This window comes from Parabacteroides sp. merdae-related_45_40, from assembly GCF_001915675.1.
On record NZ_MNQY01000140.1, the window covers coordinates 18,397 to 32,872 of the forward strand.

Here is a 14,476-nt window from a genome sequence, read left to right on the forward strand (position 1 = left end):
CCCCTTGATCGACCTCGCGATCAAAGTAGACAAAATGGGAACCGTCCGAATGATGAAAGGAATCGTGCCTGAGTTCAAGAGCAAGAATTCGGTATATGAGGCGTTGGACAAGGCTGAATAATACCCTGCTCCTGTTTTTTGCAGTATTATCCGCCCTCTGTTTGACCGGAGGCTATTACGCTGATGGAATCTGTATCTGGCTGTCTTTCCTTACATTGTTGGTTTGGCCGATATTGGCAGTCAACCTGTTGTTGCTGGTAATACAATTATTCACAAAAAAGAAATGGAAAAGTACGGTTCCTTTGCTGGCGATCCTGCTTCATGCGGATTATCTGTCAGCCGTTTATCAACCCTCGTGTTGGCATAAACCGGCTGCATCTGAACAAGCAGGAACCCCTCTGACCGTAGTCACCTACAACGCCAGCCATTTCTATTGGGATAGAAAGTACACTATGAACGAAGCCGCCGCTTATATCAAGCAGCTACAACCCGATATCATCTGCTTCCAGGAAGCTCCCGGTGACGGATATTACCATCGGGACAGCATCCGGTACGCTTTCGATTATGTACTGTATAAATATATCAGCCGGCGTACAGACCATTTACCGACTACGATCTACAGCCGTTATCCGATCCATTCGGTAAAAGCTCTGTATTATAAGAATTCCAGTAATATGTCATTAATAGCCGATGTAAGAATAAACAACCAATACATCCGCGTGATCAACAACCACTTCGAGACAACAAGCGTCAATGCCTATCGCGGTATCATTACCGCTCCCGGCAAGAGCTTGAAGATCCGCGCAAAGGCAGTTAAGAACTTGATCTTGCAAATGAAAGACAACAACCGGAAACGAGCGATTCAGGCCGATTCAATTCATGCTGAAATCCAACGATCTCCTTATCCGGTTATCGTCTGCGGTGACTTCAACGATACACCCGCCTCCTACACCTATCATCGAGTGAAAAAAGGTTTGACAGATGGTTTTCAGGATGTCGGAAACGGCTATCAATATACTTTCCGGCAGTTGTATAGACTGTGGCGGATTGATTATGTTTTTTATTCTGAATCTTTAAAAGGACAGGACTGTTTCTCTCCTGATGTATCCTATAGTGACCATAATATGGTTGTTTGGAGAGGATGTGTGAAAAATTAGTATGGCAATAAATCAACTCAAAGCAGGGGCATTCCTTTCTTATGTCTCTATCGGTTTAAATAATATTGTAGGCTTGTTGTACACTCCATTCATGCTGCGTATGATGGGGCAGTCGGAATATGGTTTATATTCCCTTGTCGCTTCGGTGGTAGCCTATTTGACCGTTTTAGATTTAGGTTTTGGAAATGCCATAGTTCGTTATACGGCAAAATTTCGTGCAGAAGGAAAAATTCGTGAACAATATGAAATGTTCGGAATGTTTTTTCTCCTTTATATAGGAATCGGAGTTTTAGCATTGTTGGTAGGATTAGGTCTTTATTTTAATGTTGACTATTTATTTGATGCAACTATGGATGATAGCGAACTATATAAAATTCGCGTCATGATGTTACTAATGGTCTTTAATTTAGCTTTTACCTTTCCAATGAGTATTTGGGGATCGATTATCACAGCATATGAAAATTTTGTATTTCAAAAATTAGTAGGAATCGTACGAATTATATTGAATCCATTAGTAATGATAGCTATGCTTTTAATTGGTTATCGAGCTATAGGAATGGTGGTAGTTACAACAATCTTTAATGTAGTTACACTATTGATCAATTATTGGTATTGTAAAAAGCGATTGAAGATCCAAGTGCGTTTCGGACATTTTCAATGGGGTTTTTTTAAAGAAGTATCTGTTTATTCTTTTTGGATTTTTCTGAATGCCATTATGGATCGTATTTATTGGAGTACCGGACAGTTTGTGTTAGGCATGTTCAAGGGAGCGGCAGTAGTAGCAGTTTATGCGGTTGCTATCCAGTTACAAGGAATTTATATGGGATTTTCTACAGCAATATCAGGTGTATTCCTACCGAAAGTTACCGCTATGGTGACAAAAGAGAACGATGAGAAGGCAATTTCTGATCTTTTTATTCGTACTGGACGTATCCAATATATTATAATGGTTTTTATTTTAACAGGTTTTATTGTTTTTGGAAAGTCTTTTATTTGTTTATGGGCTGGTGAAGATTACATGGATGCCTATTGGATTGCTTTATGTTTCTTCATTCCTTTAATAGTTCCTTATATACAAAATTTAGGAATAACAATATTGCAAGCACGGAATCAAATGAAATTTCGTTCAATACTTTATGTCATTATAGCGGTAGTAAGTTTATGTATATCCATTCCATTTGCTAAACAATATGGAGGTATTGGATGTGCTGTGGGAACAGCTTTTGCATTAATTGCTGGGCAGATTATTGCAATGAATGTGTATTATCATCGAGTAATTCATATTGATATACCTCAATTTTGGAAAGAAATAGGCAAAATGTCTATCATACCATTGATTATAGGATTACTGTTTTACAGTCTGTTTAATGTTTATGAAATAAGTACTGTGTGGATGCTTATAATAGGGATATTAGTGTTTTCATTAGTTTATATCCCTATGTTTTGTTTTTTCGGAATGAATTCCTATGAGAAAGGGCTTTTCTTTTCTCCAGTACAAAGAATCGTGAATCGATTTCTGAAAAATTTATGATAAACATAGAAGATAAAAAACAATGTTGCGGTTGTAGTGCGTGTGTGCAACGATGTCCGAAACAATGTATTGTTATGAAAGAAGACGAGGAAGGCTTTTTGTATCCCGTCGCAGATAAGGATGTTTGTATTGATTGTAACCTGTGTGAGCAAGTGTGTCCTGTGCTCCGGCAAAGAGAGGAACGTGAACCTTTGGATGTGTATGCCGCGTTTAATAAAAATGAAGAAGTACGAATGCAAAGTTCTTCAGGAGGAGTTTTTACAGCTTTGGCAGAATCTATCATTAAAGAAGGTGGTGTTGTATTTGGTGCCCGTTTTAATGAAGATTGGGAGGTTGTTCATGATTATGTGGAAACAGTTGAAGGTTTGTCTGCATTTAGAGGTTCCAAATATGTTCAGAGTCGAATAGGCTGTACATTTAGTCAAGCTGAACAGTTTTTAAAGCAAGGACGAAAAGTCCTGTTTTCGGGAACCCCTTGCCAAATAGCTGGATTGAAGTTGTTTCTTCGAAAGGAATATGAAAATCTTTTAAGTGTGGATTTTATATGTCATGGTGTTCCAAGTCCAGGGGTTTGGCGTCAATATTTGAATGAATTTATTGCCCATCAGGGCAATAAAAAAAATTCAGTTTTCTCTCCCTCTAAACCAATTGTTCTAAATTCTATACGGGATATTTCTCGTATAGAATTTAGAAACAAGCGATTAGGATGGAAAAAATACAGTTTTGCTCTCAGAACCCTATAATAAGAATATATTTATGAAAGGATTTTTGGCAGATTTGTATTTGCGCCCATCTTGTTATGCTTGTCCAAGTAAATGCTTAAAGAGTGGAAGTGATGTAACGATTGGTGATTATTGGGGGATACAGAATGTAAAACCAGAGATAGATGATGATAAAGGGATATGCTGTACAATTGTGAGTACTAGTAAGGGTATTTCTCATGTATCGAGAATAGACATAGATAAAGTCATATCTTCATATAAAGAAGTGTTTCAAGGAAATCCAGCTTTAATCAAGTCTGCTTTATTATCTGATAAACGAAGTGAATTTTATAAACATTACCCCAATAAATTTGTACAGTTTATTTCTCATGAAACTCGATTACCGATTGATATTCAGTGTAAGATGTGGATTTATAATTTGTTGTTGAATTTGAAGTTAGTAAAATGAAGATTGGAGTTATTACTTTTAGTAATTCAAAAGATAATTATGGACAGCTATTACAGTGTTATGCTTTACAAGTTTATCTAAAAAAACAAGGGCATGATGCTTTTTTAATTCGTTATCAAAGGACAGTCTCCGATATCAAACAGAAAAGTAAAATAGAGAAATTTTTTAATTATCTAAAAAATCCTTTTGCTTATATTGATTATTATGTTCGGACAAAACGATTAAATCAGAATAAAAAATTGTATTATGATGCTTCTGGAGAAAGGAAAAGACAATTCGATTCTTTTATAAAAGATCAGTTGTCTTGTACAAAGATGTATGTAGACGATGAGATAATGCAATATCCTCCAGTTGCTGATGCCTATATATGTGGTAGTGATCAGATTTGGGGAGGGGATTGGGTTTATTATTTGTCATTTGCACCAAAAGATTCTTTAAAAATAGCATATGCTCCATCATTAGGTGGGTTATCTAGTTTTTCAAGCGAGTATGAGGAGAAAATGAAAGTGTATCTATCTCGATTTGATTTTATAGGAATGCGTGAACAATCGGGAGTTGATATGTGTCATAGATTAGGGTTTGATAAAGCAGTAAAGGTCGTAGATCCTACATTGTTGTTATCTTCGATGGATTATAATGCTATTCGAATAGAAACTAATCAAAATAAGCCATATATTTTTTTATATCTATTGGGAAATCCAATGGCCTGTGAAGTTGACGAAATCTATGAATATGCCCATAAGAAAAACTATGATGTAGTATATGTTGCCAGTCAAGGGAGATATGATAAGCATAGTAAACAGTATGTTCAAATAGGAGAATGGGTGGATTATTTGGCTAAAGCTGATATTGTAATAACAAATTCATTTCATTGTACGGTGTTTTCTCTTCTTTTTGAGAGGCCTTTCATCTCGATACCATTGATAGGAGGATATAAAAGAATGAATGGTCGTATTGAAGAATTACTTAGGGAATGTGGTTTGAGTAATCAGGTATATGCTGAATGCTTTGATAATATATCTATTAAAGGTATAGATTTTTCGAAGTTTCGTGAATATAGAGAAAAAGAAGAAAAAAAATCTTATGATTATTTGTCATTATTATTATTATCAGATTTTGCGAAATCATGAAAAAGAAAATACTATTTATTTATGGTCAGTTAAATGGTGGTGGTGCAGAACGTGTTTTACTGGACATATTGCATAATATTGATTATAGCCAAAATGAGGTTGATCTTTGTCAGATTATAGGAGGCGGAACATTGATTGACGAAGTTCCGAAAGAAGTGAATATTATTTCATTATGGAATGGTTACACTTTTTCTTATAAACTTGCTGTACGTTTGTCCAATATATTAGGATGTGATTATCTTTTTAAAAGAGCATTGAAAAAAAAGATAATCAAGTCATACGATTTGGAAATAAGTTTTTTGGAGGGATTTCCATTAAAGATTCATGCAATGATGGATACTACTGCAAAAAAAGTCACATGGGTTCATTGTGATTTATTAAGGTTTCCTTATACGGATAGCCAATTTCGTGCAGGAGAACAGCTGGCTGCTTACAATAAAATGGATACTGTTGTTTGTGTTGCTAATGATACTAAAAAGGCTTTCGAACAGCGTTTCCCGACTTGTACTTCAAAAGTTATGGTTATTTATAATCCTATTGATAGAGAAAAAATATTAAAGCTATCAAAGGCTTTTACACTTAATAAGAATGGGCTATTTGCAGTTATTACTTCTGGAAGGTTGACTCTCCCCAAAAAAATGGATAGGATTTTACGAGTCGCTAAACGTTTTAAAGAGGAACGGATTAATGTCCGATTTCAAATTATTGGTGATGGAGAATTGAAGCAGGAACTTATGGAAAAGCGGAGACAATTGGATGTGGAAGATATGGTTGAATTTTTAGGCTTTCAAAAGAATCCTTTTCCTTATATTAAACAGGCAGATATGATGTTTTGCTGTTCGGGTTATGAGGGGTTTTGTTTAGTGATTTGTGAAGCGATGTGCTTAGGTGTACCAGTTGTATCCACTAAGACCTCTGGGCCAATTGAAATATTGGATAATAATCAATATGGATTATTGTGTGAGCACGATGATAAAGCGATGTATGAGGCGGTAAAGCGGATGTATGAAGATAAAGAGTTACGGGATTATTACAGTAGGCAGGGGGAAAAGCGTATTTTGGATTTTAGCCCACAAATAATCGTATCAGGAATAGACAAATTGTAAAAATGATATATGGATATAAATAATAAAACGATAGTTTTTGTTTGTCAATATGCGGCTCCTTATGAGGGAAATTTTATTCTTTCGTTGAAAGCTTTGGAAAGTAAACTGATGGAACAATTTCAGGCTAAAGCGATATATGTCTTTCCGAACAATGCAAAAACACAAGTATGGATGATGAGCTTTCAGAAAGCTCATAAGGTTCACTTGAAATGAAGTGAACCTTATGAGTCTATAAATGAATTAGTGCAGATATTTGAGGAAGAACATGCTGATTTGTGTCATACACATTTTGATGGATATGATATCCCTGTTGTAAAAGCGGCTAAGATTTTTCAAAGGAAACGGGGCGGTTTAATTCAAATCGTTTGGCATTTACATAATGAATTGTGGTATCAAAAAAATATTTTGAAAAAAATTTATCAGTTGTATTACTTTTGGTGGCACTATTTTTATTATGCACAAAATGTTTCTATAATATCAGTAAGTTCTATGGTACTCCGCTTTGTGCATAAATATAAACACTTGTATAAGCATGAGGTGGTTATACCTAATGGTGTTGATATCATTCGTTTACAAATCGAGCGTAAATATTCAAATAAGGTTCCCTCTGGTTTGTTTACTTTTTTAGCATTTGGAGGAAGAAATATCCAAAAAAGAATAGATTTGTTGCTTGAAGCAGGAATTCTATTAAATAAGAAAAGGAGAGGTCATTTTAAAATTATCCTTACGGAAGGAACAGACACAAGAGATATTGTATCGTTATTTTTCAAGGGGAAGAATCCTGAATGGCTGAAGTTGGTGAAGCAACGAGATAATATTGTAGAATTGTTTGAGGAAAGTTCTTGTTTTGTCTCAACTTCGACAGCTGAAACATTTTCTTATGCTATAGCTGAAGCTTCGATATGGGGGCTTCCAGTGATTCAGTCGGATATTGAAGGAACATTATGGAATGCAGGAAATCCATCGAGCTATTTGTTCAAATCATTGGATGTAGGAGATTTGGTAAGCAAGATGGAATATGTAATGGACTTGGATAGTGTTAAATTGAAAGAAGCTTGTGCTATTACTCAACGAAATAATTTGAAAGATTATACTATAGATGTATGGTCTGATAAAATTATACGTTTCTATCAAATTATAAATTAAAAATTTGCAATCCTTTTTGTGAACTTATTTGGTTTTTTGTTTTTAATATATATAGTGTTTGACTTTGTTAATAGAGTGTGTTTATTAAATATATAGATTGTTTTTATGCAAAAAAAATATTATTTCTTATTGGAAATTTGGAATCAGGAGGAGTTTCAAAAAGTATGATCAGTTTGTTGAATACGATTGATCGGCAGAAATATGATGTGTCGTTATGGATGGGGAGTCCTATAGGGGTGTTTTATGAACTATTACCTAAAGATATAATTTTATTATCTGATGATAGAATAACATTTCTATCAAGAGGAAAAGATGGGTTATTATCATTATTAAAACAAGGTCATTTCTTGTTGTTTATAGGAAGTTTATTTCGTTTATTATTATCTAGTATTAATAAATCATATGCAGGATGGTTGTTAGCAAAATTGATGCCAGTAATTGAAGATATAGAGTATGATTTGATTGTTGATTATAACGGACAACATCAATTATATTATATGGTGGATAAATTGAGAGGAAAAAAGAAAATTTCTTTTTTTCATAGTGATTATGCAAAATGGCCTTACTATTATCAAATGGATCGATACTATTATCCTAAGATCGATTTTATTTATACTATATCTGATGTATGTGCACAGTCATTGAAAATTTTCTTCCCCGATCTAGTTCATAAAATACGGTTGATGGAGAATATTACTTCACCTCAGTTGATTCAGCAGATGTCTAATGAATCGATATCAGATGTGAAAATTGGAGGAGATACAAAATTTTTGTTGTCTTTAGGACATGTTTGTAAACGGAAAGGTTCCGATTTGGCGATTCAAGCAGCTTCTATATTAAAAAATAAAGGAATCGATTTCAAATGGTTTTTTTTAGGTAAGGAGTTAGAAGACTTTAGTAGTTTAGTCGATCGCTTAAATTTATCTGATTGTATTGTTTTTTTGGGTATACGTATAAACCCTTACCCTTATTTGAAAAGAGCTGATTTATATATCCATCCTTCACAATTTGAAGGAAAGTCCATAGCCTTGGATGAAGCAAAAATATTATGTAAACCTATTGTTGTAACCAATTTTTCAACAGTAGGAGATCAGTTTGAAAACAGAGTAAATGCTTCTATTTGTGATATGACACCTGAAAGTTTGAGTAATGCAATAATTGAATTGTTAGAGAATGCAAGTTTGAGAAGAAAATATCAAGAATATTTATCTAGTCATTTAATTGATAATTCAAATGAGGTAAATAAACTTTATCAAATTATAGAAAATCAATGAATGCTTCATTTTTCTATCATTTTCTGTTTGTGATTACATTATTATCTTGTGTGTATATGTTGTCACAGCCAACTACAGGTGAATGTCTTGTTAAGACTTTTGGTAAAATAGAATCTATTCTCTTGTTGATAATAGTTGTTGCCGCTTTAGCTACACTACCTATACCTTGGAATTCAGGAGGAGATCGGGAATTATATGCTAATGGTTTTATTCAATCACAAATAGGGGTTGACGATGGTGGAAGTAATGACTGGTTATTTGGACTATATACAAAAATAGTAGCGAACTTTGTAGATTATACAGGATGGTTTTTTTTAACAGCTTTTATTTATTGTATTAATCATTATAAATTAGCACGGAGGATATCGAAAGAGTATACGTACATAATCATATTGATGTTTTTTACATCGTTTATGTTTTATAGTTATGGAGTTAATACAATAAGGGCAGGTTTTGCTGCATCATTTCTTTTATTGGCTATTGCCAATTTTAAACGAGTAACCTTCTTCTATTTTTTTATATTTGTTGCAATAGGTTGCCATAAGTCTATGATGATTCCAGGTTTAGCTCTTATTCTTTCTAAATATTTTGATCGTACACGTTTGTTTTTCTACGGATGGTTATTGTCTGTAGTATTATCTGTAGTATTGGGGTCTTATTTTGAAACCTTATTTGCTTCTATGGCAATAGACTCTCGAACATCTTATTTGATGGTTTCAGCTGATGATACACATTATAAAGTGGGCTTTCGTATGGATTTTATATTATATAGTTGTTTGCCTATTTTTGTAGGATATTATTATGTTGTAAAGAGGAATTTTAAAGATGAACTTTATTCTCTATTTTTGAATACATATATTTTAGCAAATGCTTTTTGGGTACTGGTGATACGAGCTAATTTTTCAGATAGATTTGCCTATCTTTCATGGTTTATTTATCCGGTTATTTTGATTTATCCATTATTAAAAATGAGGTTGTTTCTTAATCAAAATAGAAAAATAGTGCTAGTCGTTTTTTTGCATGAATTATTTACATATATAATGTTTTTAAGATAAAATGAAAAAAATAATGTTGGTTTTTGGCACTCGGCCAGAAGCTATTAAAATGGCTCCATTGGTAAAAGAATTTCAGAAATATCCAGAAACTTTTCATACGGTTGTTTGTGTGACGGGGCAACATCGTGAAATGTTAGATCAGGTTCTTCATATTTTTGATATAACACCTGATTTTGATTTAAATATTATGAGGCATAGTCAAGACCTTTATGATGTAACAACGAGGGTATTGATAGGTATAAGGAATATTTTGAAAGAATTTTTACCGGATGTTGTGTTGGTTCATGGTGATACTACAACGAGTATGGCCGCAGCATTAGCAGCATATTATCAGCAAATTCCAGTAGCCCATGTGGAGGCTGGGTTACGGACTCATAATATCTATTCACCTTGGCCAGAAGAGATGAATCGGCAGATTACTGGTAGAATAGCTACCTATAATTTTGCTCCAACAGATTTGAGTAGACAAAATTTATTGAGAGAAAATGTCAATTCCGATTCAATTGTTGTGACAGGAAATACTGTAATTGATGCTTTACATCAAGTAATATCTAGAATAAAAATAGATAAATCTTTGGATATGGAATTAGAAAAGATTTTGAGAACTAGTGGATATGACGTAAGTCGATTAGTAAATGATAAAAAGATGGTATTGATAACAGGGCATCGGCGGGAGAATTTTGGAGAAGGATTTATCAACATATGTAAAGCTATAAAAGACTTGACTTTAAAATATCCTGATGTGGATTTTGTTTATCCAATGCATTTGAATCCTAATGTTCGTCAACCAATACATCAAGTATTTGGGGATAATTTGTCTAATTTAGGTAATATGTTTTTTATTGAGCCCTTAGAGTACTTGAGCTTTGTTTATTTAATGGAGAAATCGAAGATCGTATTAACGGATAGTGGTGGTATTCAAGAGGAGGCTCCAGGTTTGGGAAAACCTGTATTAGTGATGCGCGATACTACTGAACGTCCAGAAGCACTAATTGCTGGTACTGTAAAATTGGTAGGTACAAATTATGATAAAATTGTAAGAGAGGTATCTTTTTTATTGGATGATATTGATTATTATAATAAGATGAGTTTTGCTGTCAATCCTTATGGTGATGGGTTGGCTTGCCAAAGAATAGTAAAAAGGTTGGAAATATGATACCTAAAATAATTCATTTTATATGGTTTGGAGGAAATCCATTTCCAGAGAAAGTTCAATATTGTATTGAAAGTTGGAAAAAATATCTTCCTGATTATCAGTTTATGTTATGGAATGAGGAAGCTTTTGATGTTACTACTCTTCCTTTTACAGAACAAGCATATATGCATAAAAAATGGGCTTTTGTGTCAGATTATGTGAGGGTTTATGCTTTATATAAATATGGAGGTTGGTATTTAGATACTGATATTGAAATTGTACGTCCTTTGATGAGTTTAGAACAGCATAGATTAGTTTTAGGAACTGATGAAGAAGGATTTTTAACAGCTTTAATGGGTTCAGAAAAAACTCATCCATTTTGGAAAAAAATGTTAGATTATTATCATAATATTCAATTCATTCAAAGCGATGGAAGTTTGAATATGGAAGTTAATAATACATATTTACAGAAGCAATTATTAACTTATGGTTATATTATAGAAAATAAGTATCAAGAACTTGCTGAGGGAATAGTGGTTTTTCCTGATGATTATTTTCATGTTGTAAGTTTAACAACTGGGAAAAGGCATCAAACGAAAAATACTTATGCAATACATTGGCATACATTATTATGGGTTTCAAATAAAACAAGGTTTATTCGTTTTGTCAGAATGAAAGTATTGGCTCCTTTACTTGGTGGAAATAATTACAATCGATTTGCAAAAACTATGAAATTATTATGGAAAAGAAAATAAAAATTCTGCAAGTTTTAACCGTAATGGGGAGAGGTGGAGCCGAAACTATGGTAATGAATTATTATAGGGCCTTGAATAAAAATATTTATCAATTTGATTTTTTAGTTCATAGAAAAGAACGAGGAGAATATGATGATGAAATAGAATTGATGGGTGGAGAAATCTATCGAGCTTTTCCAATTAGACCATGGAACTATATTTCTTATTTTCATTATTTGAATGCTTTTTTTAAAGAACATGCATCTAAATATGTTGCAGTGCATTGTCATATACAGGAAAACAGTGGATTTGTTTTGAAATATGCTGCAAAGTATGGAATAAAAAATAGGTTATGCACAAGTCATATTGCTGATGTGGGTATTGATTATAAGTATCCATTTCGTTTATTTGCTAAATTGTATGAATCCAACATAACAACTCGATTAGCTTGTGGAGTTGAGGCTGGTAGATTTTTATATGGGAAAAAAATATTTCAAGTATTTCCAAATGCAATACCAACATCTAAATTTATCTATAATCAATCTGTAGCTTTAACTTTTCGTAAACAAAGAAAATGGTCTAATCTAAAAATTATTGGGAATATTTCTCGTTTAAATCCTCAAAAGAATCACACTTTTGTAATTGATATTTTTAAAGAAATTCATAAACTTGACTCTAAAACAATTTTAGTATTGGTTGGAGATGGTTATTTGAGATCTTCTTTGCGAAAAAAAGTTGAGGATTTAGGTTTAAAAGATGTCGTTTTCTTTGAAGGGATACAATCTAATGTGTCTGATTATTTGAATGTATTTGATATTTTCTTGTTCCCATCCTTATATGAAGGGCTTCCTGTTTCGATAATAGAAGCACAAGCTTCAGGCGTGAAATGCTTTCTATCTGATACCATAGATAAAACAGTAGATATTACAGGTGATATATCTTTTCTTCCTCTTTCTTTATCTCCGAAAGGATGGGCTATTGAAATCTTGAATTCTTTGCCTTACCAACGAAAAGTTAACTTACACAAGATAGAAGAGGCTGGATATGATGTGAATAAAAATATACAAAATTTATTGAATCTTTATACAGCAGAATGATGAAACCTTTGATTTCAATAATAACACCTACTTTTAATAGAGCAAAGAATTTACCTACCTTATTTGTCTCATTACAGAATCAAACGATTAAAAACTTTGAATGGTTGATCATTGACGATGGAAGTCAAGATCAAACATCAGAAGTTGTAAAATCTTTTTATAGTGATGATTTTGTTATAAGATATTTGAAAAAAGAAAATGGAGGAAAGCATACTGCGTTAAATTTGGCTTTTTCTGTAATTAAGTCAGAATTGACTTTTATTGTAGATAGTGATGATATTTTAACTATGGATGCGACAGAAGAAATAGAAAAAGATTGGCATAAATACAAAAATAAAAATTTGTGTGGAATTTCTTACTTACGAGGATATTCTGATGTTAAGGTGATTGGAGATCTTTTTCCCAAAGATTATTCAATTGATAATTTTATTTCTTTGCGATTTAATAAACACGTTGATGGTGATAAAGCAGAAGTTTGGGTTTCTAAGTATTTAAAAGCTCATTCATATCCAGTATTTGAAGGTGAAAAATTTTTAGGAGAGAGTTACCTGTGGATAACATTAGCTAAAGAACGGGATATGCTGTTTCGCAATAAGATTATTTATATAACAGAATATTTAGAGGGGGGATTATCACGTTCTGGTAGAGCTTTGCGAATAAAATGCCCTAAAGGGGGAATGTTTACTTCCTTGATGATGATGTCTAGAGAGTTTAAATTAGACCAAAGAATCAAAGGTGCTATTTTATATTCTTGCTATGCTTGTTTTGCAGGACTTCCCTTTCGAAAATCTATAAAAAGTCCTTATTCTATGATGAAATTATTTTGTTATCCATTTGGTATATTTTTGTATTATCGTTGGAGAAAATATTTGTAAAAATATGAAAATTGTTTATTGTACAAATTCGATAGGAACTCGCGGAGGAATAGAGCGTGTAACGATTGTAAAAGCGAACGCCTTGGCAGAAATTGAGTCAAATGAAGTTTATATTGTTTTTACTGATGAGAAAAATTATCCAGAAACTATTTACCCATTATCTCCTAAAGTAAATGTAGTGAATTTAAATGTAAGACATTGGGATGATCAATATACATCTTTTTTTGAACGCTTCTTTATTCCAAAATGGAAAATGATAAAGCATTTTGTTCGTTTACAAAAGTTTGTTAGTGAAGTTTGTCCGGATATTCTCATTTCTGTTGGTCAAAGTGAAAAGTATATTTTACCTTTGCTTTATGGAACTCGAGTTTTGGTTAGAGAAGTTCATTTTAATTCGACGTATCGTTATGATACATATGGAAATAGTTGGATAAGAAGACTGAAAGCTAAAGTTTTCAGTCTTTTGGATTTTCGTCTGCTTTGTAAGATGTATGATATGACTTTTTTGTTAACAAAACAAGATAAAGAAGAGAATTTTTCTAAGATTGCATATATTGAATATATGCATAATCCATCAACTTTTTTTGTTGATGGATTATGCAATTCTATTTCAAAAAGAGAAAATGTTATTTTATCTGTAGGCCGGTTAAATTATCAGAAAAACTATTTAGCTTTGATTCGAATATGGGCATCTATTTGTGCTAAATATCCTAATTGGTTACTGAGAATTGTAGGAGAAGGTCCTCAGAGAAAAGAGTTAGAAAATTTGATTCGTTGTTTGAATTTGGAGGATAGAGTGGAACTTATAGGATTTTCTAATAAAGTAGATTATTATATGAGATCAGCAAAAATTTTTGCAATGACTTCTTTATTTGAAGGTTTAGCTTTGGTTTCTATAGAAGCTATGGCTTGTCGTTTGCCTCTTGTTTCTTATGAAACTAAATATGGACCACGAGATTTAATTGTAAATATTCTCAACAATCTTAAAAATATACACTTAAATATTTTATAATCAATATGTTATAAGAAAGGTAATTTTAATGGAGAAACAAATAAGGAACAAAAA

The 14,476-nt window shown here is 32.6% G+C and carries 15 protein-coding genes; all 15 read left to right on the top strand.

Annotated features, from left to right (window positions below; all coding sequences use genetic code 11):
• The first annotated feature begins 95 nt into the window (after positions 1 to 95).
• Positions 96 to 1,157 (top strand): endonuclease/exonuclease/phosphatase family protein, encoded by a 1,062-nt coding sequence (locus BHV83_RS20445; protein ID WP_286757972.1) that lies wholly within the window; start codon positions 96 to 98, stop codon positions 1,155 to 1,157.
• Between the two features lies 1 nt (position 1,158).
• Complete coding sequence (locus tag BHV83_RS20450; protein WP_286757974.1) at positions 1,159 to 2,688, top strand: oligosaccharide flippase family protein; 1,530 nt, start codon at positions 1,159 to 1,161, stop codon at positions 2,686 to 2,688.
• A 74-nt stretch (positions 2,689 to 2,762) separates the two neighbouring features.
• Positions 2,763 to 3,431, top strand: coding sequence for a Coenzyme F420 hydrogenase/dehydrogenase, beta subunit C-terminal domain (locus BHV83_RS21870; RefSeq protein ID WP_502687974.1), 669 nt, complete (start codon positions 2,763 to 2,765; stop codon positions 3,429 to 3,431).
• A 13-nt stretch (positions 3,432 to 3,444) separates the two neighbouring features.
• Positions 3,445 to 3,858, top strand: coding sequence for a hypothetical protein (locus BHV83_RS21875; protein WP_502687975.1), 414 nt, complete (start codon positions 3,445 to 3,447; stop codon positions 3,856 to 3,858).
• The gene (locus BHV83_RS20460; RefSeq protein ID WP_286757976.1) at positions 3,855 to 4,988 is read left to right on the top strand and encodes a polysaccharide pyruvyl transferase family protein; all 1,134 of its coding nucleotides are present in this window, start codon (positions 3,855 to 3,857) and stop codon (positions 4,986 to 4,988) included. The genes BHV83_RS21875 and BHV83_RS20460 overlap by 4 nt, the downstream gene beginning before the upstream one ends.
• Complete coding sequence (locus tag BHV83_RS20465) at positions 4,985 to 6,094, top strand: glycosyltransferase (protein WP_286757978.1); 1,110 nt, start codon at positions 4,985 to 4,987, stop codon at positions 6,092 to 6,094. The genes BHV83_RS20460 and BHV83_RS20465 overlap by 4 nt, the downstream gene beginning before the upstream one ends.
• 9 nt (positions 6,095 to 6,103) lie before the next feature.
• Positions 6,104 to 6,307, top strand: a complete 204-nt coding sequence (locus tag BHV83_RS20470; protein WP_286757980.1) for a hypothetical protein — start codon at positions 6,104 to 6,106, stop codon at positions 6,305 to 6,307.
• A gap of 18 nt (positions 6,308 to 6,325) precedes the next feature.
• The gene (locus BHV83_RS20475; RefSeq protein ID WP_353743785.1) at positions 6,326 to 7,240 is read left to right on the top strand and encodes a glycosyltransferase family 4 protein; all 915 of its coding nucleotides are present in this window, start codon (positions 6,326 to 6,328) and stop codon (positions 7,238 to 7,240) included.
• A 164-nt stretch (positions 7,241 to 7,404) separates the two neighbouring features.
• Positions 7,405 to 8,514: a glycosyltransferase gene (locus BHV83_RS20480; RefSeq protein WP_286757984.1), complete on the top strand. Its 1,110-nt coding sequence runs from the start codon at positions 7,405 to 7,407 to the stop codon at positions 8,512 to 8,514.
• Positions 8,511 to 9,569, top strand: a complete 1,059-nt coding sequence (locus BHV83_RS20485; protein ID WP_286757986.1) for an EpsG family protein — start codon at positions 8,511 to 8,513, stop codon at positions 9,567 to 9,569. Before BHV83_RS20480 ends, BHV83_RS20485 begins: the two co-directional genes overlap by 4 nt.
• Position 9,570: 1 nt before the next feature.
• Positions 9,571 to 10,725, top strand: a complete 1,155-nt coding sequence (gene wecB / locus BHV83_RS20490; protein ID WP_286757987.1) for a non-hydrolyzing UDP-N-acetylglucosamine 2-epimerase — start codon at positions 9,571 to 9,573, stop codon at positions 10,723 to 10,725.
• Complete coding sequence (locus tag BHV83_RS20495) at positions 10,722 to 11,459, top strand: glycosyltransferase family 32 protein (RefSeq protein WP_286757988.1); 738 nt, start codon at positions 10,722 to 10,724, stop codon at positions 11,457 to 11,459. The genes wecB and BHV83_RS20495 overlap by 4 nt, the downstream gene beginning before the upstream one ends.
• Complete coding sequence (locus tag BHV83_RS20500) at positions 11,444 to 12,535, top strand: glycosyltransferase family 1 protein (RefSeq protein WP_286757989.1); 1,092 nt, start codon at positions 11,444 to 11,446, stop codon at positions 12,533 to 12,535. The genes BHV83_RS20495 and BHV83_RS20500 overlap by 16 nt, the downstream gene beginning before the upstream one ends.
• Positions 12,535 to 13,410 carry a glycosyltransferase family A protein gene (locus BHV83_RS20505; RefSeq protein ID WP_286757991.1) on the top strand — a complete coding sequence of 292 codons (876 nt, stop codon included), beginning with the start codon at positions 12,535 to 12,537 and terminating at the stop codon, positions 13,408 to 13,410. Before BHV83_RS20500 ends, BHV83_RS20505 begins: the two co-directional genes overlap by 1 nt.
• A gap of 4 nt (positions 13,411 to 13,414) precedes the next feature.
• A complete protein-coding gene (locus BHV83_RS20510; RefSeq protein WP_286757992.1) occupies positions 13,415 to 14,422 on the top strand; it encodes a glycosyltransferase in 1,008 nt (335 codons plus the stop codon).
• Positions 14,423 to 14,476: the final 54 nt, after the last annotated feature.